The organism is Priestia sp. YIM B13489, assembly GCF_042787645.1.
Lineage (GTDB): Bacteria > Bacillota > Bacilli > Bacillales > Bacillaceae_H > Priestia > Priestia megaterium.
On record NZ_JBHZOQ010000053.1, the window covers coordinates 2157703 to 2177500 of the forward strand.

Annotated in this window: 24 protein-coding genes; 6 read left to right on the plus strand and 18 right to left on the minus strand. The window is 38.0% G+C overall.

Going from position 1 to position 19798, the window contains the following annotated elements; genetic code table 11:
• Positions 1-81: 81 nt before the first annotated feature.
• The 3 genes from ACFX4W_RS16815 to ACFX4W_RS16825 all read right to left on the minus strand — a co-directional run bounded on the left by ACFX4W_RS16815 (position 82) and on the right by ACFX4W_RS16825 (position 1917).
• Positions 82-447: a HesB/IscA family protein gene (locus tag ACFX4W_RS16815; RefSeq protein WP_377559809.1), complete on the minus strand. Its 366-nt coding sequence runs from the start codon at positions 445-447 to the stop codon at positions 82-84.
• A 74-nt stretch (positions 448-521) separates the two neighbouring features.
• A complete protein-coding gene (gene dapF, locus ACFX4W_RS16820) occupies positions 522-1376 on the minus strand; it encodes a diaminopimelate epimerase (protein WP_043977620.1) in 855 nt (284 codons plus the stop codon).
• Between the two features lie 301 nt (positions 1377-1677).
• Positions 1678-1917 (minus strand): YuzB family protein, encoded by a 240-nt coding sequence (locus ACFX4W_RS16825; RefSeq protein WP_025752683.1) that lies wholly within the window; start codon positions 1915-1917, stop codon positions 1678-1680.
• Positions 1918-2299: 382 nt separating this feature from the next.
• Between ACFX4W_RS16825 and ACFX4W_RS16830 the strand changes: the two genes are divergently transcribed.
• Positions 2300-3364 (plus strand): NAD(P)/FAD-dependent oxidoreductase, encoded by a 1065-nt coding sequence (locus tag ACFX4W_RS16830; RefSeq protein WP_097824959.1) that lies wholly within the window; start codon positions 2300-2302, stop codon positions 3362-3364.
• 43 nt (positions 3365-3407) lie between these two features.
• Here ACFX4W_RS16830 and ACFX4W_RS16835 read toward each other — a convergent pair whose 3' ends face one another.
• Positions 3408-3734, minus strand: coding sequence for a YuzD family protein (locus ACFX4W_RS16835; protein ID WP_043977235.1), 327 nt, complete (start codon positions 3732-3734; stop codon positions 3408-3410).
• Positions 3735-3927: 193 nt separating this feature from the next.
• Between ACFX4W_RS16835 and ACFX4W_RS16840 the strand changes: the two genes are divergently transcribed.
• A complete protein-coding gene (locus ACFX4W_RS16840) occupies positions 3928-4158 on the plus strand; it encodes a NifU family protein (protein ID WP_013059625.1) in 231 nt (76 codons plus the stop codon).
• A gap of 89 nt (positions 4159-4247) precedes the next feature.
• Here ACFX4W_RS16840 and thrB read toward each other — a convergent pair whose 3' ends face one another.
• The 5 genes from thrB to yutH all read right to left on the minus strand — a co-directional run bounded on the left by thrB (position 4248) and on the right by yutH (position 9868).
• Complete coding sequence (thrB, locus tag ACFX4W_RS16845; RefSeq protein ID WP_043977237.1) at positions 4248-5162, minus strand: homoserine kinase; 915 nt, start codon at positions 5160-5162, stop codon at positions 4248-4250.
• The gene (thrC, locus tag ACFX4W_RS16850; protein WP_025752680.1) at positions 5156-6217 is read right to left on the minus strand and encodes a threonine synthase; all 1062 of its coding nucleotides are present in this window, start codon (positions 6215-6217) and stop codon (positions 5156-5158) included. The genes thrB and thrC overlap by 7 nt, the downstream gene beginning before the upstream one ends.
• Positions 6217-7518 (minus strand): homoserine dehydrogenase, encoded by a 1302-nt coding sequence (locus ACFX4W_RS16855; protein WP_043977239.1) that lies wholly within the window; start codon positions 7516-7518, stop codon positions 6217-6219. The genes thrC and ACFX4W_RS16855 overlap by 1 nt, the downstream gene beginning before the upstream one ends.
• A gap of 241 nt (positions 7519-7759) precedes the next feature.
• On the minus strand, positions 7760-8749 hold the full coding sequence (locus ACFX4W_RS16860) for a 2-hydroxyacid dehydrogenase (RefSeq protein WP_043977241.1): 990 nt from the start codon (positions 8747-8749) through the stop codon (positions 7760-7762).
• A gap of 117 nt (positions 8750-8866) precedes the next feature.
• The gene (gene yutH, locus ACFX4W_RS16865; protein WP_013059630.1) at positions 8867-9868 is read right to left on the minus strand and encodes a spore coat putative kinase YutH; all 1002 of its coding nucleotides are present in this window, start codon (positions 9866-9868) and stop codon (positions 8867-8869) included.
• Positions 9869-10044: 176 nt separating this feature from the next.
• On the opposite strand from yutH, the gene ACFX4W_RS16870 reads away from it, so the two are divergent.
• A complete protein-coding gene (locus tag ACFX4W_RS16870) occupies positions 10045-10545 on the plus strand; it encodes a phosphatidylglycerophosphatase A family protein (protein WP_013059631.1) in 501 nt (166 codons plus the stop codon).
• Between the two features lie 36 nt (positions 10546-10581).
• Here the strand turns inward: ACFX4W_RS16870 and ACFX4W_RS16875 are convergent, their stop codons facing one another.
• Positions 10582-11352: a TIGR01457 family HAD-type hydrolase gene (locus tag ACFX4W_RS16875; RefSeq protein WP_013059632.1), complete on the minus strand. Its 771-nt coding sequence runs from the start codon at positions 11350-11352 to the stop codon at positions 10582-10584.
• A gap of 74 nt (positions 11353-11426) precedes the next feature.
• Positions 11427-11864: a DUF86 domain-containing protein gene (locus ACFX4W_RS16880; protein WP_043977243.1), complete on the minus strand. Its 438-nt coding sequence runs from the start codon at positions 11862-11864 to the stop codon at positions 11427-11429.
• A 162-nt stretch (positions 11865-12026) separates the two neighbouring features.
• Here ACFX4W_RS16880 and ACFX4W_RS16885 point away from each other — a divergent pair, with 162 nt between their 5' ends.
• Positions 12027-12293, plus strand: coding sequence for a DUF3055 domain-containing protein (locus tag ACFX4W_RS16885; protein WP_013059634.1), 267 nt, complete (start codon positions 12027-12029; stop codon positions 12291-12293).
• A 48-nt stretch (positions 12294-12341) separates the two neighbouring features.
• Here ACFX4W_RS16885 and ACFX4W_RS16890 read toward each other — a convergent pair whose 3' ends face one another.
• Positions 12342-12617, minus strand: coding sequence for a YutD family protein (locus ACFX4W_RS16890; RefSeq protein ID WP_013059635.1), 276 nt, complete (start codon positions 12615-12617; stop codon positions 12342-12344).
• A gap of 196 nt (positions 12618-12813) precedes the next feature.
• Here ACFX4W_RS16890 and ACFX4W_RS16895 point away from each other — a divergent pair, with 196 nt between their 5' ends.
• A complete protein-coding gene (locus tag ACFX4W_RS16895; RefSeq protein WP_013059636.1) occupies positions 12814-13455 on the plus strand; it encodes a YhcN/YlaJ family sporulation lipoprotein in 642 nt (213 codons plus the stop codon).
• A 38-nt stretch (positions 13456-13493) separates the two neighbouring features.
• On the opposite strand, the gene lipA is transcribed toward ACFX4W_RS16895, so the two are convergent.
• Positions 13494-14393 carry a lipoyl synthase gene (gene lipA / locus ACFX4W_RS16900; RefSeq protein ID WP_013059637.1) on the minus strand — a complete coding sequence of 300 codons (900 nt, stop codon included), beginning with the start codon at positions 14391-14393 and terminating at the stop codon, positions 13494-13496.
• 316 nt (positions 14394-14709) lie between these two features.
• Here lipA and ACFX4W_RS16905 point away from each other — a divergent pair, with 316 nt between their 5' ends.
• Complete coding sequence (locus tag ACFX4W_RS16905) at positions 14710-15711, plus strand: M23 family metallopeptidase (RefSeq protein WP_043977245.1); 1002 nt, start codon at positions 14710-14712, stop codon at positions 15709-15711.
• Between the two features lie 30 nt (positions 15712-15741).
• Here the strand turns inward: ACFX4W_RS16905 and ACFX4W_RS16910 are convergent, their stop codons facing one another.
• From ACFX4W_RS16910 to ACFX4W_RS16930, 5 genes are all read right to left on the minus strand, one after another.
• Positions 15742-15858 (minus strand): methionine/alanine import family NSS transporter small subunit, encoded by a 117-nt coding sequence (locus ACFX4W_RS16910; protein WP_016765823.1) that lies wholly within the window; start codon positions 15856-15858, stop codon positions 15742-15744.
• On the minus strand, positions 15858-17372 hold the full coding sequence (locus tag ACFX4W_RS16915; protein ID WP_043977246.1) for a sodium-dependent transporter: 1515 nt from the start codon (positions 17370-17372) through the stop codon (positions 15858-15860). Before ACFX4W_RS16915 ends, ACFX4W_RS16910 begins: the two co-directional genes overlap by 1 nt.
• A 248-nt stretch (positions 17373-17620) precedes the next feature.
• Positions 17621-18373, minus strand: a complete 753-nt coding sequence (gene yunB / locus ACFX4W_RS16920) for a sporulation protein YunB (RefSeq protein ID WP_013085335.1) — start codon at positions 18371-18373, stop codon at positions 17621-17623.
• Positions 18374-18462: 89 nt separating this feature from the next.
• Positions 18463-18765, minus strand: coding sequence for a YunC family protein (locus ACFX4W_RS16925; protein ID WP_028409608.1), 303 nt, complete (start codon positions 18763-18765; stop codon positions 18463-18465).
• Positions 18766-18896: 131 nt separating this feature from the next.
• The gene (locus ACFX4W_RS16930) at positions 18897-19751 is read right to left on the minus strand and encodes a DUF72 domain-containing protein (RefSeq protein ID WP_013059642.1); all 855 of its coding nucleotides are present in this window, start codon (positions 19749-19751) and stop codon (positions 18897-18899) included.
• Positions 19752-19798: the final 47 nt, after the last annotated feature.

A 19798-nucleotide genomic window follows, 5' to 3' on the forward strand; every position in this document is an offset into this window, starting at 1 on the left:
TGATGTAACATACAAAAATTTCTCACTAAAAAAGCTTTCTTCACCAGATGAGGTGAAGAAAGCTTTTTTATAAAAATATACTTAGCACTCTTCAGGAGCACCTGCGTTGCTTGCTGTACGGAAAGAAGAGCCGCAGCCGCATGCTGCAATGGCGTTCGGGTTATCAATTGTAAACCCTCCGCCTAGCATAGATTGCTTGTAATCAATTTTTACATCTTTTAAAATTGGAGCACTTTCTCTATCTACAAGAATCTTAATGCCATGTTGTTCAAACAACATATCGTTTTCATTTACTTCGTGAGCAAAACCCATGCCGTAAGAAAGACCTGAACAGCCTCCTCCATTTACATTAACACGTAAATAAGCATTTTCTTCTTCATGTTCTTTCATCATATCTTTTATTTGAAAGCTTGCAGCTTCTGTAATTGTTAGGATATCTTGACTCATTTTTAAACAGACCTCCTTTTTTGTTTAGTATACGACGAAATGTCTGCGACGACAAATCGTCTGCTTCTTCGTTTCTAATAATAATACGCGCCGTCACAAATCACATTGGCTGGACCTGTCATTAATACATTGCCTTTATTTTGCCAAACAATCGTTAAATCTCCTCCAGCGAGGTGTACGACAGTAGGAACATCTTTTTTCGTCTTCTCATTTAATACAGACGAAACAACAGCAGCACATGCTCCTGTTCCACATGCTTGAGTGATACCCGAACCTCTTTCCCATACACGAAAATTCAGCTCTCTTTCGTTCACTACCTCAACAAATTCAACGTTCACTCCTTCTGGAAAACGCGAATCTTTTTCAACCACAGGCCCTAATGTAGTAAGAGGCGCTTGTTCAATATTATTTACGTAAAAGACAACGTGAGGATTTCCCATTGATACAGCCGTCCCTTTTAACCGTTCTTTTCCAAATTCCATCTCTTCATTAACGACTTGGTCTTGGCTTGCTCCCGTCATTGGAATTTGTTCTCTAGCTAAAATAGGCGCTCCCATATCGATTGTCACTTCTGGAACTTCATTTCCCTGCGGATGCACCGTTGCTTCTACAACTCCAGAAAGCGTTTCGATAAAAAATCTTTCGCTTGTTACTAAATTATGTTCATATGCATATTTAGCTACACATCTTAAACCGTTTCCGCAGTTTTTTGCTTCCGAGCCGTCATTATTAAATACGCGCATTTTCACATCTGCACGTTCAGATGGACAAATAAGAATCATTCCATCCGATCCAATTCCCGTATAAACATTTGAGACTTTTACAGCAAGCGGTGCTAACTCTTGCTCTTCTATATGTTCTTCAAACATATTTACGTAGATATAGTTGTTGCCAAGTGCATGCATTTTTGTAAACTGAAATTCTTTCATATTATCACCCATTATTTTTTTATGTAGCTCTAGTATAAAGTGATTCTCTTTTGTACACAATAATATCATCCCCCGTTTTTTTAGCTCCTTAATCATAAAGATTAAGGGGTTTTTTATTTTGTCCTCATTTGGAGTATTAAAAAACACAAGAAGCATTATGATTGCAAAGAGAATGATTAAAGCGCAGATATTTGCGCAAAAACGCATAAAAAAGCACGGCAAGACAGCCGTGCTTACATCATCTATTCTATTAGCCTCATGTCCCTCTCCTGATAAAAAGAGATACGACAGCGGGGATAGTTTAAAACATTGGATTTTCTTCTAAATGAATGTAAATATTATCCACTAACTGTTCAGGTGTTTCCGCTGTAACAATCTCTCCATTTACCAAGGCAAATAAAGATTGTGAACATTTCCCGCAATAACCTAAACATCCGTATTCAATGATATCTAGATTTGGATCTTTTTCAAGCTTTGCTAAAGCTGCTTGAGAACCACTGGCTAAATTACTAACGCAAAATTCAATAATTGGCTGTATCACGTTTTTCACCTCTCTACTATTAGTTTATCCTATCTTCTTTCATTTTCAACGTCAACTTTGGAAATTCACGTTCATTTTGCGCACGCTTTTTAGCTTCACAGACTTTTTCAAAAAAACGTATAAATAAAGCTTTATTATAGGGATAGCTTGAAATTATGTTGAAACATATTGTGGTTTTTTATTAATTTAGTTATACTTTTATGTATAGAAAACCAAAAGAGGTTATATTAAATTATTATTTAAGTAAAATATGTTATCTTATATAGCCTTTCATATCTTTTTGGCAACCATCCTTATTAACGGTAATTTGTACTCTCCTATTCTTAAAAGCAAGAATAATAGAGAGAAAACAAAAATGCATGAAGCTAAAGGGGAAATTCACATGAAGAACCTTGTCATACTGGGCGGCGGATACGGTGGTATGCGCGTTTTGCAGCGCCTTTTTCCGAATCAATTGCCTAACGATGTAGAAGTAACACTTATTGACAAAGCACCTTATCACTCACTAAAAACTGAATTCTATGCACTTGCAGCTGGAACAATTTCTGATCAGCATGTTCGTGTTGCTTTTCCTGAACACCCTCGCTTAAAGATTCACTACGGCTGTGTAAAACGCATAGACCTAAAAGAGAAATGTGTCTATGTGGATGATCAAATGATCGCTTATGATGACCTGATTGTAGGACTCGGATGCGAAGATAAATATCATGGAGTTCCCGGAGCTCTTGAGCATACATACAGCATTCAATCCATTGATGCTTCACGAGCAACTTATCAGACATTAAACAACTTGCCAGCCCACGCTACTGTTTCAATTGTAGGAGCTGGATTAAGCGGAGTAGAACTAGCAAGCGAGCTAAGAGAAAGCCGCCCGGATTTAAAAATCATCTTATTTGACCGCGGTAAATTAATTTTGTCTGCTTTCCCAGAACGTTTAAGTAATTACGTTCAAACTTGGTTTACTTCAAACGGTGTTGAAATCGTAAATAGTGCTAATATTACAAAAGTAGAACCGAACATTCTTTATAATCATGATGAGCCCATTCAAAGCGATGCAATCGTGTGGACAGCAGGTATCCAGCCAAATAAAGTGGTACGCGATTTAGACGTAGAAAAAGACCCTCAAGGACGCGTCGTCTTAACGAAATACCATAACTTGCCTGACGACGAAAATGTCTACATTTTAGGTGATTGTGCAAGCCTACCGCATGCACCAAGCGCTCAGCTGGCAGAAGGTCAAGCTGAACAAATCGTGCAAGTACTTCTTCACCGCTGGAAAGGCGAAGCGCTTCCGGATGAATTGCCAACTATTAAATTAAAAGGCATACTTGGTTCATTAGGCAAAAAGCATGGATTTGGCTTAGTTGCCGAACGTCCAATTACAGGACGCGTAGCTCGATTATTAAAATCAGGTATTCTTTGGATGTATAAACACCATAGTGGATAAAATAAAAGCCGTTAGATGACTGACAATCTAACGGCTTTTTTCATTATGATGCGCAGAAACCATACTTCTCCATTTCCTCAAATACGCGCTTTAATTTCGGGTTGCCTTCCCCAACAATTTCTCCGTTAATGACCACTACAGGATAGAATAAATCTTCTTCAATCACACGCTTGGAAAAAGCTGTTTTTTCCGGATCCGTATGCGGCTCGTTTATATCTACATACGTGATAGCAAACGGCTGATTCGGATATTTACGAGAAATAGCTGCCTCTAGCCAATCATAGGTGTCTTTTGAAGACGGCAGGTTAACGCAGCTTGCACAAACAATTTCAGCTCCATAAATACACACTTCTACCTCAGTTGATTGCATAGCACATCCCCCTTAAATCTTTACATTCAAACTGTACGATTATTCACACTTTTACTTCATTATGAATACTATTTTACACAAAACTGATTCATTGCACATCTTTTTCTTTTAAGGTAATATTACGATGTATACTCCAATAGATTTTTCATGAAAGACCGTTTATAATAAGAGTAGAAGAAAGGAGTCGATAGTTATGTCAGAAATGCACGAGCAAGTTCAAGAAGTATTAGAAAAACTTCGTCCGTTTTTACTTCGCGACGGTGGAGACTGTGAGCTAGTAGACGTAGAGGATGGTATTGTAAAGTTACGTCTTTTAGGCGCTTGCGGAAGCTGCCCAAGTTCAACAATCACGCTAAAAGCTGGTATCGAACGTGCCCTTTTAGAAGAAGTACCTGGTGTAGTTGAAGTAGAACAAGTATTCTAATCTCTTTGATTTTATTATAAAAGCAACCTCCCATTTTATTGGGGCTTGCGAATGAAAAATCCTCATTCAAATGAATGAGGATTTTTTTATTAACTCGTTGTGACTTCAGCTTCTACAAATACACCTTTGCGGTCAATTTGTAAAACATCTATTTCGCAGCTCGGCATTAAAGCATACATATGTTCGGCAATCGCTTTGCCTTTTCCTTTTGGTGCTAAACATAATACACTCGGACCGGCTCCACTTAGTGACACACCGTATGCGCCGAGAGCTTTTGCTTCTTTTCGCACAAGAGAAAGCTCTGGCACGAGTCTCATACGATAAGGTTCGTGATATAAATCTTTCTCCATAAATTCGCCTACCAGAGGTAAATCTTTATTTAAAAGGGCTGCTACTAGCATGTTCCCGATTGCCCCAGCTTCTACTGCGTGGCGATAATTAATATCCAAAGGCAGCACATCACGAGCATCGGTTGTTTTTAATTCATATTCTGGAATGGCCATCACGATATCGACATCAAATTCAGGTATTTGAGCAATATATGTTTCATTTTCATGATGGTAACCAACAACGATGCCCCCGTAAATAGACGGGCTGACGTTATCAGGATGTCCTTCCATTAAGCTGCTGATGCGAAGCTTTTCTCTTTTTGATAAACGCAAGTCACACAGTACATTAGCCAGCTCGATTCCAGCTACGATAGCCGATGCGCTGCTTCCAAGTCCCCTTGCTAATGGAATGTTGCTCCAAACATTGACCTTCGCACTTGGAAGGTCAATGTTAAATTGACGAGCCACGTCTTGTGCCACTTCATACATTAAGTTATCTGTACCTGTAGGAATACTTTGCACTTCTTTCGTTTCAGGGATAAAAATCCATTCCTCATGACACTCTACTGTTAATCTTAAGTAGCGAGATAAAGCCACTCCAATGGAATCAAATCCTGGCCCTAAATTAGCAGAGCTAGCTGGGACCGTAATGACAAAACGCTCATTTTCTAGCATGAAGCAACGACACCTTGGATATACTCAAATACCTTTTCTTCATCATTTGGTAAAACCACTGGCTTTACGTTATGAGCATCGATTGCTACGTTTGGATCTTTTAATCCGTTACCTGTTAGTACAGCTACAACCGTTGAACCTTTTGCAATTTTACCAGAAGCTACATCTTTAAACACCCCAGCTATTGAAGCGCAAGAACCTGGCTCTGCAAATACACCTTCTTTGCGTGCAATTGTACGATATGCTTCTAAGATTTGTTCATCTGTTACTTCATCAATTTTCCCGTTTGATTCTTTTGCTGCGTTTACAGCATAATCCCAGCTTGCTGGATTTCCGATTCGAATAGCCGTTGCAATTGTTTCTGGATTTTCGATAACTTGATTACGCACGATCGCCGCTGCACCTTCTGCTTCAAACCCGTGCATGTGAGGAAGAGACGTTTGGTGACGCTCACTGTATTCTTTGAAGCCTTTCCAGTAAGCTGTAATATTTCCTGCATTCCCCACTGGGATAGCTAAAACGTCAGGCGCTTTTCCAAGCTGTTCACAAATCTCGAAAGAAGCTGTTTTTTGCCCTTCAATACGGTATGGGTTTACAGAGTTTACAAGTGCAACCGGTGATGTTTCACTCAGCTTACGAACCATAGAAAGTGCTTGGTCAAAGTTTCCTTCAATTGCTACAATTTCTGCACCATACATAACAGCTTGAGCTAATTTCCCCATCGCAATTTTTCCATTTGGAATAACAACGATACAGCGCATGCCAGCGCGTGATGCATAAGCTGCTGCAGCTGCGGATGTGTTACCTGTAGATGCACAAATAACCGTATTGCTTCCTTCTTCTTTGGCTTTTGCTACAGCCATTACCATTCCGCGGTCTTTAAATGACCCCGTTGGATTTAACCCTTCTACTTTCACATGTAAATCAATGCCTAGCTCTTTTGATAAATGAGCAAGATGAATTAAAGGTGTATTTCCTTCATGTAGTGTAAGCATAGGTGTTTTCTCTGTTACAGGTAAAAACTCTTTATATTCAGCTAATAGACCTTTCCACATCATACTGTGCCAACTCCCTCTACGCGGTAACTGCTTTTTACATTTTCTACAATTGGTAAATCCCGAAGCTGCTGAAGGATTTCCTCATAATCTTTTTGAGATGTTTTGTGTGTAACAACAACAATCTCAGCTAATTCGCTTCCTTTCACAGGAAGTTGAATAATTTTTTCGAAGCTCACGCCACGCTCTGAAAATAGCGTTGTTAATTTTGCAAATGCTCCAACTTGATCTTTAACATGAATACGTAAGAAATGCTTCGAGAACATTTCATCTTCTGCTTTTAACTGTTTTGGATACTGAGGCGTTACCGCACTTTTACCATTCACACCTAAACGCATGTTTTTCATAACACCTACTAAATCTGATACGACAGCAGTGGCAGTTGGCAGGCTTCCTGCCCCCGGTCCATAAAACATCGTTTCTCCAACAGCTTCTCCGTATACATATACAGCATTGTACTCATCGCTTACTGAAGCAAGAGGATGTGTGTCTGCTAAAAGAGTTGGCTGAACACTCACTTCTACATTGTCGCCGTCACGATGTGCATATCCAATCAGTTTCATCGTATAGCCTAATTGTTTACTATATTGCAAGTCTTCTTCCGTTACTTCTGTAATACCTTGAACACGAACATCGTCTAAGTCAATTTTCATTGAAAATCCTAGTGTAGCCAAGATTGCCATTTTGCGAGCAGCATCTAAACCACCTACGTCAGAAGTTGGATCCGCTTCAGCATATCCTAAATCCTGCGCTTCTTTTAACACTTCATCATAAGCGCTTCCTTCTTTTGTCATTTTCGTTAAAATGAAGTTTGTTGTACCATTTACAATTCCCATCATTTTGGTAATACGATCAGATGCTAATCCATCTGCTAATCCACGAAGAATTGGAATACCGCCTGCTACACTTGCTTCATAAAATAAATCACAGTTATTTTCAGAAGCTACTGTTAACAATTCTGAGCCGTAAACTGCCATCAAATCTTTGTTTGCCGTTACAACATGCTTTTTATTACGAAGGGCTGTTAAGATATAGTCTCTTGTTTCTTCAACGCCACCCATTACTTCAATGACAACGTCAATCTCCGCGTTATGTAAAACGTCTTCAACATTCGTTGTTAATTTCTCTTCGCTGATTTCTACGTCACGTTTCTTATCAATATCTTTAACTACTACTTTTTTAACTTCTACAGGACACCCGACTTGATGACTTAATTTATCCTGATGATTTTCAATAATTTTGACTACTCCGCTTCCTACCGTTCCTAACCCTAATAATCCTACTGAAATACTTTTTGTCATATTCCTCACCTCTGTGTTCTTTCTACGTATACATTTGTTCTCTTATAGAGGACATTATAGACCTTATTTTTCTTTTTTACAAGGTTTACTTGCCATCTTTTCTCGTAAATTCGTTAAAAAAATTGGTATATAAAGATAAATGTAAATTTTTAAAATATTTCATTTTATTATCATAACATGGCTCCCACTGTTTTTTAACAAAAAAAAGACAATTTCACGGAAATGAAATTGCCTTTTTCTGTTATGATTTTTTTGCAAACGCTTCTTTATTTACAATTGTAATAGGAGACTCGTTTGTAAGTACTGCTTTAATGTTTTTAACACATAAAGAAATCATTTCCGTGCGCGTTTCGATACTCGCACTGCCGATATGAGGAAGAGCTACAACATTAGGCAACTGAAGAAGAGGGTGAGAAGCAGAAATAGGCTCTTGATCGAATACATCCAAGCCAGCTCCAGCAATTTCACCGGATTGAACCGCATGTAACAATGCTTGCTCATCAACCACTGCTCCTCTTGAAGCATTAATAAAAATCGCAGTTGTTTTCATTTGTTCAAATGCTGAAACATTAAATAAATGTTTGGTTTCGTCCGTTAACGGTGTCAAACAAACAACAAAATCAGATCGTTCAAGCAGCTCATTTAACTCACAGTAAACTGCATTGAGCTTTTTTTCTGCTTGAAGGTTGCGGCTTCGATTGTGGTACAAGATTTCCATATCAAAACCTGTAGCACGTTTCGCAAGCGTCTCTCCAATTTTCCCCATTCCAACAATACCTAATGTTTTATGATGAATATCTCTACCCGCTAACAAAAATGGACTCCAGCTTTTCCACTGATTTTCTTTCACATATCCAGCAGCTTCTACTAAACGTCTAGCTACACTCATTAATAAACCAAACGTTAAATCTGCTGTTGTATCAGATAAAACATCGGGGGTATTAGAAACGATAATTCCTCGTTCAGTTGCCGCTTCTACATCAATATTATCGAATCCGACCGCCAAGTTAGCTACAAGCTTTAAATGAGGAGCTTGCGTAAGCAATTCACTGTCAATACGATCTGAAAGCATTGTTAATAGAGCATGTGCGCGCTTAGCTTTTTCACAAAGCAGCTCATGAGGGACTGCCTCATCTTCTTTATTCCACATTTCCACATTCGCTACTGCCTTTAAAGGTTCGATTAATTCATTCGGTATTTTTCTCGTAATAAATACAAACGGCTTGTCCATATGTACGCCACCTCTTTATCCTTTTTAAACTGCATGCACAAAAACAAAATAGAAAAACAGGTTTGGATTATCCAACACCTATTTTTCTATTTTATCATATTCTATAGTAATCGCTTTTTAATGAATCCATGTTAATTCAGGAATGTGATAACGAGACGTTGAAATACCCACCGACTGGTAAAAGCGCTTCAGAAAAGCTTCGTAGTGAGAAGAATGAGCTAATACTCCTTCCAGCTTCTCATAATACTTTTGTTTTTGCCTCTCATCTTGTACACTGTAATACCCTTCAATGACCTCAAAATAATGAACCGGAAAAAGAAGTCTAGCATATAACAGTCTCCATGAAAAAGAAGAAAGCGGATTTACCTTTTCATATTCACTTAAAAACTGATGCATGTGCCTTTCATCGACAGCGTATGTTAATAAATATTGTTCCCTTATATATTCAGCTATATCTCTGCTCGGATGATCGAAGACCCAATCTGCTGGGAGCTTGTAAACGTAGTCTTCCCCCCATGTTTTTTGCCCGAACCGATGATGACAAATCGTCGCAGCGTCAACTGAACGAGGCAAATCGTCAATTTCCGTGTCTACTAGGTATTGAATAGCATTTTCCGTTAATCCTAGGTAATAAGGAAAAGTTTCTAAAAAACGTTTTTCCATCTCTTGATTAGGCAAAGCACGTAATCTTCCATACCAAAATTGCTCCATCTGGTCGAGACGCTTCTCCCACATGGACTTCCATTGCCCTAGCCGGTTTGCTTTTTCCACTTCATAAGGAAACAGTCTCCCTTTTTGATGAAAAACAGCTAGCTCGTGCCCAGGTGAAAAGTTGGGGTTTTTCTCTTCCGCAAGACAGCGGCAAATGATAAATTTTTCAGTTTCAGTTTCTGTAATCATTTCACCATTCAAATTAGGCATAAATGTTGCCACATGGCGATCACCTTGGCCCATCAGAAATTGACTCATTTGATATAGTTCATTTAACTCGTCTTGTTCCATTTGTTTTACATTAATGATTGTATATAAAATATCTCGATACTGAAAACCTTCAAATTTACCTACGGGCATAAATTCATTTGGACGTAATCCGTAATGCTCATAAATGGTTTGTATCATTTTAATCCCTCTCTTCATTCATTCAAGAAATTATATGATGGAAAACAACATTACTTGTCATAATATTTACGGAGGAATGAATAGATTAGAAATACACCATTTATAGTTATTTACTCCGGGTTAGTAGTATGAAACAACTTTAGACTTAAAAATATATAGAAAACAGGTGATGATACTTGGAGAAAAAACATACACAAAGTGAGTTAGAAAAAAAAGCAAGAGAATGGTTAATAGAACGCGGCGTGGCTCTTACAGACATTGCTGAACTGGTCTATTACTTGCAAAAAAAGTATCACCCAAATTTAACAATCGAAGACTGTTTATATAACGTTGAGCGCGTCATTTCTAAACGGGAAGTTCAAAATGCTATTTTAACGGGTATTCAACTAGACGTCCTCACAGAAAAAAAAGTGATTGAGCCGCCTCTGTTGGATATTCTTGAGAAAGACGAAGGTTTATACGGTATCGACGAGATTTTAGCATTATCGATTGTAAATGTGTACGGATCAATCGGCTTTACCAATTACGGGTATATTGATAAACAAAAGCCGGGTATTCTAGAACGATTAAACGATAAATCGACTGGAGAGTGCCACACTTTCTTAGATGATTTAGTAGGCGCAATTGCCGCCGCTGCTTCTAGCCGGTTAGCGCATCGGGCTGCCAGTCAAGAATAGGTTAAAAAACAAAAAAAGCTGTCAATTGACAGCTTTTTAAATTCGCTCCATCCACTCTTTTAGTGAATCTACCGTATATGTTGGCTTTTTCTCATATCCTTCTAGTAACTCTCTTGTTGTTACACCTGTATGGACTAATAATGTATCTAAGCCTGCATTCATCCCTGCTAAAATATCTGTATCATAGTAATCACCAATCATGATTGTTTCTTCTTTTGGCGTACCGATGACTTCAAGGGCTTGCTCCATAATAATACTTTCTGGTTTGCCAATAAATACTGGATTTGTTTGAGTAGAAACCGTAATAACAGACGTGATAGATCCATTACCGGGCAGTAAGCCTCTTTCAGTAGGAATCGCAATATCTCCGTTCGTTGAAACAAAAAAGGCGCCGTTTCGAACGTTTAAACATGCTTTTGCTAATTTTTCATATGTAATTTCTTGATCTAAACCAACAACTACAAAATCCGTATCTTCCTCTTCAATGGTAAATCCTTTTTCAAGCAGCGCATGTCGGATTCCTTCTCCACCAATTACATAAGCTGAAGCGTTTGCTTTGCGTTCGTGTAAATAATTAGCTGTTGCCTGGCTCGTTGTAAAAACTTGCTCTTCTGTTGCAGGAATGCCAAATGCCTCTAGCTTTTCAGCTACTTTATCAGGCGTTTTTGTTGAGTTGTTTGTTACAAATAAATAAGGAATTCCTTTTTCCTTTAATTTAATAACAAAATCACGCGCCTCGGCAATTAGCTCTGTTCCTTTGTACATTGTTCCGTCTAAATCAATCAAATATCCTTTATATTCCTTCATGTTGTGTGATCTCCTTTCAAGTCTCATACTTGAAATCATAGCTTATTTTTTATACAACTACAACTTGCTTGCCTTTAGTTACGAAAAGCAGACACAGGCCCTAACTCTGTCTCTAGATATGTCCTTACGCGCTCTGAAAATGCTGCCAGTACGTCTTTATGCTGCATCACTTTTTGATAAATATCCTGATGATTAACATCCACATATTCTTGAACAACGCTTTTACGCAATTGAACGATCTCTTTTAATGGCGTTTCTTCCTCTTTTTTAACCACTTTCTCGTCAACTAAAATGTCAATGATATCGTCGTAACTGCCTGGATCTCTCATAATAAACCCATCAATCATTGCATTTCCTACATCTAAAACGTTTTCAATTAAAAGGTGTACAATTCTCTCTAATGCTTTTTTCTCTATTTCTGTGTTCCAGCTCGAATGCTCAGCAAACAAGCGAACATGTTCATCAAAAAAAACAAGCGTGGCTTCTATTTTTTCACGATCTACAAAGTACATATTATTTCCTCCCTAGTTGTCAGCTCTCTATAAATCTTTTTTCATAAACAAACGGGGTTCCTGTTCTATTTTATCATGACCCATTATCCATTTGATAAATTCATTTTTGTTTTTGACCTTATTTGATATGATACACATACAACCTATGAAAGGAGTATACCTATGAGCGAACGCTTTTATCTATATGACGATGTTGTATCTACAAAGACCCGGTTTGTCAGCTTTATGGGCGAAAATCAACGATTTGATTTAGCTATTATCCAAACCGACCGTTATTATGGCAAACAAGTTGTTCTTGATATTCAAGGAGGACGCTTTGCCATCATTGGACAAGATGACCTTGAAGAACCAAACTATCTTGAAGAAGTATTTAAATTAAACAGTGAAGACGGTCAGGAACTTCGCGAATTTTTATATGAAATCATCTAAAAAAAAAGGCAGCGTGAAGGACAATTAGTGTCTTCGGCTTGCCTTTTTTTACTTATGGACTTTTTTTAAGACAAAATACGCACAGCCAAAATTACAATATTCATGTAAATAGTCTTGAAGCGTACTAATCTTCGTATCATACGTTGCCTTTTGATTTCGGTCATCAAAAAAGCCTCGCAGTCGAAGCTGATTGTATCCCCAATCTCCCACAATATAGTCATAGCGGCTCAGCACATCAATAAAGCGACCTCTAAATGCCTCTTCATTAAATGCCTCACGCTCATCTTTTAATACTTCATAACAAATATTATTGATACAGACCATTGCTCACACCTCTTCTCTTAAAATTTACCATACCATAATTATGATGATGAAACCATCAATTAACATGAAATTTTTCACGTATAAGCAGCACTCTAATCCTGTAGGAGTTTTATCGGTATACCTACTGATCTTTTATGCTCCACATGAAGGTTCGCCGGTTTACCTGGCGTACGATATTTAACTACAGGAGGTGGAAATGGTGAAGAAATCTATTCTTGGAATCGCTTTGATAACAAGTATTTTAACCATTGGCTGTCAAAATAAAAACACAGCTGAAAATGAAAATTTATCACCAAACAACCCAGATGCCATTAATGTAAACGAGCCTAATCATTATTATAATCCAAATAATAATAGCGGCACAAATTATGGATATGTCCGATACACTAAAAACACAAATGAGCAAAATTCCAATATGAACCAAGTAGGAACATTTAATCGAGAAGAAGCAGCCGACAATATTAGTAAACTGAGCACCGCTATACCAAATATTAAGCAAGCCGCTACGCTAGTAACCGATAAAGATGTGCTTGTTGCTTATAAAACAGATGCTAAAAACCGGAATAACGCAGCCGATCAGGTAAAACGTACAGCTATGTCTGTAGTTCCTCGTTATTATCATGTATACGTCTCAGATAATCCGAAACAGATGGACCAAATTGAAAATATCAGTGAAATGAATACGCAAACGAATGATGCTAGAAAACGAATCGATGCCGTTATTCAACAGATGCTGAAATCTCCCCAAGGGCGTAAAATGAACGGTGGAGAAGATGCAAATGGAAGAGAGAAAAACGAATTGAATGAACCGATGACGGACAAAGATATGGTGGAATAAACAAAAAAGGTGATGAGCATATCATCACCTTTTTTACCTTATTTGCTTTCTTGTGCTTTGTTTTTTGCAGCAGCGTTAACTTGCTCATCTGCATGGTAAGAAGAACGTACAAGAGGACCTGCTTCAACATGGCTGAATCCTTTTGATAATGCAATTTCTTTTAGCTCTTCAAATTCATTTGGATGGTAATATTTTTGAACTTTTATGTGCTTTTTAGTTGGCTGTAGATATTGGCCTAGCGTCATAATATCTACATTATTTGCACGCAAATCATCCATCGTTTCAATAATTTCTTCTTTTGTTTCTCCTAGACCAAGCATGATACTTGATTTCGTAGGGATATCCGGCTGCATTTCTTTTGCACGGCGAAGGAACTCAAGAGAACGCTCATATTTAGCACGAGCACGAACACGAGGCGTAAGGCTGCGCACTGTTTCAATATTATGATTTAAAATATCAGGACGCGCGTCCATTACAATACGTAAATTCTCTTCCACACCGCCCATATCAGAAGGCAATACTTCAATTGTTGTGAATGGATTTTTACGACGAATCGCACGAATTGTTTCAGCTAATACGCTTGCTCCTCCGTCTTTTAAATCATCGCGAGCTACTACTGTAATAACCGCATGTTTTAAGTTCATTAGCTGAACAGAATCCGCTACGCGTTCTGGCTCTTCTAAATCTAATTCTGTTGGTAAACCTGTCTTAACCGCGCAAAAACGACAGGCACGTGTACATACTTCTCCCAAAATCATAAAAGTTGCCGTACGACGAACAGCCCAACACTCATGAATATTCGGACATCTTGCTTCTTCACAAACTGTATGAAGGTTTTTCTCACGCATCATTTTCTTTAAGCCTGTGTAATTTTCGTTTGTGTTTAGCTTAATCTTCAGCCACTCGGGTTTGCGGACATGCTCTTCTTTTGTTGCCATATTATCAACTCCACCAATCTAGAAAATGTCTATAACCTATATGCTTAATTTTAACTACATATTAAAAACATAACTATATGTCACTTTATCATAAAAAAGTGAGATTCGACAAGTTGTCTGCTCTTTATTTTCCTCAGTTTTCTTCTATTTCCCATTCAAATGTGTGCGTTTTCATCCTCCGTATAATTTCCATTTATCTTCTGAATAAAATTCTTTAAAAAAGTTTTGAAGCGATTTCCATTAATTAATATTTATGAAATCTTTTTTCTCGCTGCAAACTAGTATTACACACTATCTTTAGAAAGGGGGAAACACGATGCGCAAAACGATTATCTTACTTTTTATGTTCATGTCTATATTCACAGGATGGCACCATGTAATAGCTGAATCATCAGCAGATCAAGAAAAAATGCTTATTCAAAAGAGATTAGAGCTGTATAAACAAATGGAAGCCGCTACTACAATTCCTTGGTACTACTTTGCTGGGATTGACCAGTATGAACGAAATATTCGACGCTCTCATAAAGATATTCCAAGAGAAAAAGGCGCGATCGCCATTTATTATCCTCCAGAAAAATGGTCAGGTTCTTTAAATCCAAATTTGGAAGATACAAACCCACTTACTATTTCTCTGCTCGGGGGAATGGGCAAAGATGGGAACGGAGACAAAAAAGCAGACCAATTTAATGATGAAGATATGCTTTTTACAATGGCAGATTATATTCGGACGTTCGGGGTGTCCGAAGACTATATTAAAATTGCGCTTTGGAACTATTATCACCGGGCTAAAGCAGTTGATATTATTTTAGGGAATGCCAAAATTTTTCGCCATTACGGTCGGATTGATTTAAAAGGTTCTTCATTTCCGGTGCCTCTCCGTGCGAACTACAGTTATCGAAGTACATGGGGAGATGCGCGCGGCTGGGGTGGCAAACGAATTCATGAAGGAACAGACATTTTTGCAGATTACGGAGTTCCAGTAAAATCCCCTTGCTATGGCATTATTGAGCTTAAAGGATGGAATAAATATGGAGGCTGGCGAATCGGTATTCGTGACCTTCATAATAACTATCACTATTTAGCTCATTTAAGCGGATTTGCAAAAAATTTAAAAGTAGGACAAATTGTAGAACCAGGAACGCTCATTGGCGGAGTAGGAAGTTCCGGTTATGGACCTCCTGGGACTTCTGGGAAATTCCCTCCTCACTTGCATTATGGAATGTATAAAGATAACGGCAAAAATGAGTGGTCGTTTGACCCATATCCTCAGTTAAGAACGTGGGAAAGAAATGATCGTTTAGAACTAAAGAAAAAATAAAAAAACAGGAAGCCGACGCTTCCTGTTTTTTTATCCTGACGCTTTGCTTTCTTTTGCTTTTTTCACAGCATGAGCAATACTCGCGGCCAAGCCGCCCCATATGATGACCATTCCTACAACCATCATTGTAATTGAACTTCCATCCATTATTTAGAAACCCCCTTCTCTTTAACTGATAAACGGATCGTCCCATCTTTCCATCGTGCAAAAGAGAAAACAATTCCTAAAATAACAGCCAGAGCTGCCACGCCCCAACCAAAAGGACCTACAAAAGTCGTTGCATACTGCTCGTAATTTTCCGAAATATTTTTCCGGAAGTTATCAAACATCATATACCCAAGTACAAGTGGTGTAACGACTCCTAAACATATCTTCCACCATGATCCGATTCGGATATCAGAGACTTCATTTGCATGCTGCTGAAGGCTGCTCAACTTTTTAAATACCCAAGCAACTAATACAACTTCTACTAAGCCTGCTAAAGCAACTCCGAAGTTATTAATGAAATAGTCGACCACATCTAAGAAATAAAGTCCGCCTTGTGTTGCAAATAACAGCGAGCAAATTGAAGCGATTCCTCCGCCTATTAATACAGCTTTTGTACGTGAGATAGTAAATTTATCTTGAATGCCTGCTACAAAGGTTTCGATAATTGAAATAAGCGACGTTAATCCTGCTAATGTTAAGGAAGCAAAGAATAACATTCCAAACAGCTGTTTAAAGGCCGGAAATTCATTAATAATTTGCGGGAAAACAACAAAGGCTAGTCCTACCCCTCCCTGAACCACCTTATCGATTGGGATACCTTGCTGAGTAGCCATAAAACCAAGTGCGCTAAACACACCGATTCCTGCTAGTAATTCAAAAGCGGAATTACCGAATCCAGTAATAAACGCATTATTAGTTAAATCAGATTTTTTTGGAAGGTAACTGGAATAAGTGATCATAATAGCAAAACCAACAGATAAACTAAAGAAAATCTGACCATATGCCGCAATCCAAACCTTTCCATCTCCAATTGCGCTCCAGTTTGGTTTAAAGAAAGCGTGCAGACCTTCCATTGCTCCGTCCAATGTTACTGCTCGAATAACGATGATTAAAAATAGAACAATTAGTGTTGGTAAAAAGATTTTGTTTGCCGCTTCAATTCCTTTTTTGATTCCTTTTAATAACACACCTAACGTGACAATCCATACAAGTACAAGCGGAATTAAAACATGTAATACGATGCTTCCTGTTTGTCCTGGTGCTTCAGCTAACTTTAAGTAATCTCCATATAGAAACGCTTCCGTATCCTTTCCCCAGCTTAACTTAAATGAAAAGATAAAATACGACATCGCCCACGCGATAATAACGGAATAGTAAACTGAAATAAAAAAGGAAATAGCTACTTGCCACCAGCCTAGCCACTCAGCCTTTGGACTTAGTCTCGCTAATGATAAAGGAGAAGAACCTTTATATTTATGACCTATAGCAAACTCCATGATTAAAATAGGAATTCCTGCCGTCAACAAAGCAAATAAATAGGGAAGAAAAAATGCTCCTCCTCCGTTTTCATATGCAGTAGCTGGAAACCTCCATATATTCCCTAGTCCAATTGCTGAACCTGCTGCTGCTAAAATAAACCCTGCTCTCGATCCCCACTGCGGCCTATTTTCCACTGTAATTCCCCCTCTTGTTCTCTCCCTACTCTCTTTTTATCGTAGATCACCGAGAATTTTTATAATTTTTAGATTATTCTTTCTATAACTTCCTATCTCAAATTATAGAAGGGAGAAGATAGTATGTCAAAATATTTTTTATAGAAAATTCAGACAAATTTTCTAATGAATAAAAGCAAGTATGAAAGTCTTTTTGAACTTCCGCACCTGCTTTTTTAATAATACTTTATCACGTTAATATAATATTGTTAATTTTTCTTCGGAAGTTCAATCGCCGGAGAAGACGAGTTTCCACCGTTAAAATAGTCAGGAACGTTTCCAGGAATAACGGTGCCTCCGACCGGGATTGTAGCCGTAACGGTTGTTTTTTTAGTTGCAAATGGGATAATGATTTGCATGTTTACTTTTACTTTGATAGATACTTCAAGAAACGCATTATTTATTCCATACTCTTCGATTTTTCGCACTACGTCTGTTTGAACGTCACCAATAGCATGAAATTTAACCGGAATCAGCGGACCTAGATTTCCAAGCAGCGCATTATTAGTCGCTTGCCCAAGCGGAACTTGGTATACAATTCCTTGATTCCGCAACTTTTCACTTTTTTCAATACGAATATCTGTTGGAAGTTCAAGTGCATCTAAATTCCCTTTCTCTGCTTCTTTTAAGTTAGCCTGGACAAATGACGTAGTTTGAGCTCTGACCCGATTTACAAGCGCTGTGTCAATTTTGGCTACTTGACCGTTAGGTGTGGATTCCACTTTAATAACATCTACGTCCAGTTGATCAAGTACCTGTTTATTCACCGCTTTATTAATAACTAAAGTTGCAATCTCTTTTGTTTGTGCTTCAGCATATTTCATTAACGTCGGTTCAATCCCTCTATTAATTAGCCATAATCCTACCCCTGTGGAAAGCATAAAAAAAAGAAAGGTGAGCAACAGAACGTAGCGAAAAGGAAGCGGGCCTTTTCTTGTTAATTTCCGACGAAGTTTAACCAAAAAAAATCCCTCCTTACAAGCTATATGTATGCATGTATAAGGAGGTTCACGCTTCTTTTAAAAAGTTTTATCTTAAATTTTCCACTATATTAAAGCATTTTCAATAAAGCATCTTTACCAATTGTCCCTTTAAAAATCCCTCTTTTTTCAGCTTCAAGCGTTACAGATTCAAGAGGCGCTTCAAGAAGCTGCTCAATTGTACGTACACCTACAGCTCTTCCAGCTATTATTTGACGATCAGCTAATTTATCATTTAATAGACCTACGTCTAGTGCTCCGCACATAATGTACCCTTTATCTGATGAGATTGTTAACAGAGTTGTTTTTGGCAGCAATACGGTAACTGCATTAAACGTATGACCTTCAATTACGATAGGCACTAAGGTAATCATAGTAACTCACTCCTTTCTTAATCAATTTATGATTTTGAAAGAAAAAAGTGAGGTTTTACATATACTTTTCTACCTATTTGACGTTTATATTCCTTCTTCCTTATTTATATAAACTTTTATAGGACTCAGTTCTAAAATTCATTAAAAAAATCTAATTGTTTAGGAGCTAAATTCTCATATTCAATATTTAATAAACTCATGAGCTGTTTGGCATTATGTACAGCATCTCCGCCCGAGTTATTATTAAATAACAGGTAAATGTCCTTCGTTTGTTTTTGTAGCTTTTCAAGCCGTTCTTTCCACTCTAGGAGCTCTTTTTCATTGTAACGATACAAAAACCTTACTGCTCGCCAATTGCCTTCTGCGGGCTTATTCCAACCGTGTACGTTTCGTCCGTGAAAACGGATAAGTGTTTTCTGTTTATCTGTAGCATGAATCACAATAGGAATAGAGCCTTCTCCTGCCTGCGGTTCATCACAAATACCGTGAATCCACTTCTCTTGTTCCATAAACGTCAGCGTTTTATCGTAGAAAAATGGCTTAAACCAAGATTGATTTCGAAACTCAAGCGCTACTGGCAAATCGCCAAACTTCTCGCGGCTATATCTCAAATAGGCTACATTTTCTTTTGTACAGTCAAACCAGGGCGGCATTTGAAATAAAATCATACCAAGCTTATTCGATGTTACGTAAGGCTTCACTGATTCTAAAAACGCATGAAACATTTCTTCTTTGCTATCAAACGGATTTCCTTCTCTCATATGGCCTGTCATACCTTGATAGGCTTTTACCACAAAACGAAAAGATTCCGGTGTATCGTTCACCCATTTTTCTACATTTGATGTTGGTTGAATTGCATAAAAAGATGAATCGACTTCAACAATTGGAAAATGGCCTGCATATACGGCAAGCTTGTCTCTTGATGAAACCCCCGCTTCATATAATGAATCATGATCTCCCCAGCCTGTAACTCCAATATAAATCATGCCACTCCTCCTCTATGTTCTTAGCTTCGCTTTTCTTTATTTTAATA

Excerpts from the sequence above, each read along its gene's own strand:
- ACFX4W_RS16930 (WP_013059642.1), bottom strand. The coding sequence starts at position 19,751 with ATGATTTATATTGGAGTTACAGGCTGGGGAGATCATGATTCATTATAT.
- dapF (WP_043977620.1), bottom strand. The coding sequence starts at position 1,376 with ATGAAAGAATTTCAGTTTACAAAAATGCATGCACTTGGCAACAACTAT.
- lipA (WP_013059637.1), bottom strand. The coding sequence starts at position 14,393 with ATGGCAACAAAAGAAGAGCATGTCCGCAAACCCGAGTGGCTGAAGATT.
- ACFX4W_RS16830 (WP_097824959.1), top strand. The coding sequence starts at position 2,300 with ATGAAGAACCTTGTCATACTGGGCGGCGGATACGGTGGTATGCGCGTT.
- yutH (WP_013059630.1), bottom strand. The coding sequence starts at position 9,868 with ATGATACAAACCATTTATGAGCATTACGGATTACGTCCAAATGAATTT.
- ACFX4W_RS16885 (WP_013059634.1), top strand. The coding sequence starts at position 12,027 with ATGAGCGAACGCTTTTATCTATATGACGATGTTGTATCTACAAAGACC.
- ACFX4W_RS16855 (WP_043977239.1), bottom strand. The coding sequence starts at position 7,518 with ATGACAAAAAGTATTTCAGTAGGATTATTAGGGTTAGGAACGGTAGGA.
- ACFX4W_RS16835 (WP_043977235.1), bottom strand. The coding sequence starts at position 3,734 with ATGCAATCAACTGAGGTAGAAGTGTGTATTTATGGAGCTGAAATTGTT.
- ACFX4W_RS16925 (WP_028409608.1), bottom strand. The coding sequence starts at position 18,765 with ATGATTACCTTAGTGCCTATCGTAATTGAAGGTCATACGTTTAATGCA.
- ACFX4W_RS16815 (WP_377559809.1), bottom strand. The coding sequence starts at position 447 with ATGAGTCAAGATATCCTAACAATTACAGAAGCTGCAAGCTTTCAAATA.
- ACFX4W_RS16840 (WP_013059625.1), top strand. The coding sequence starts at position 3,928 with ATGTCAGAAATGCACGAGCAAGTTCAAGAAGTATTAGAAAAACTTCGT.
- ACFX4W_RS16890 (WP_013059635.1), bottom strand. The coding sequence starts at position 12,617 with ATGGTCTGTATCAATAATATTTGTTATGAAGTATTAAAAGATGAGCGT.
- ACFX4W_RS16905 (WP_043977245.1), top strand. The coding sequence starts at position 14,710 with ATGCGCAAAACGATTATCTTACTTTTTATGTTCATGTCTATATTCACA.
- thrB (WP_043977237.1), bottom strand. The coding sequence starts at position 5,162 with ATGCTAGAAAATGAGCGTTTTGTCATTACGGTCCCAGCTAGCTCTGCT.
- ACFX4W_RS16875 (WP_013059632.1), bottom strand. The coding sequence starts at position 11,352 with ATGAAGGAATATAAAGGATATTTGATTGATTTAGACGGAACAATGTAC.
- ACFX4W_RS16895 (WP_013059636.1), top strand. The coding sequence starts at position 12,814 with ATGGTGAAGAAATCTATTCTTGGAATCGCTTTGATAACAAGTATTTTA.
- thrC (WP_025752680.1), bottom strand. The coding sequence starts at position 6,217 with ATGTGGAAAGGTCTATTAGCTGAATATAAAGAGTTTTTACCTGTAACA.
- ACFX4W_RS16860 (WP_043977241.1), bottom strand. The coding sequence starts at position 8,749 with ATGGACAAGCCGTTTGTATTTATTACGAGAAAAATACCGAATGAATTA.
- ACFX4W_RS16910 (WP_016765823.1), bottom strand. The coding sequence starts at position 15,858 with ATGGATGGAAGTTCAATTACAATGATGGTTGTAGGAATGGTCATCATA.
- ACFX4W_RS16880 (WP_043977243.1), bottom strand. The coding sequence starts at position 11,864 with ATGTACTTTGTAGATCGTGAAAAAATAGAAGCCACGCTTGTTTTTTTT.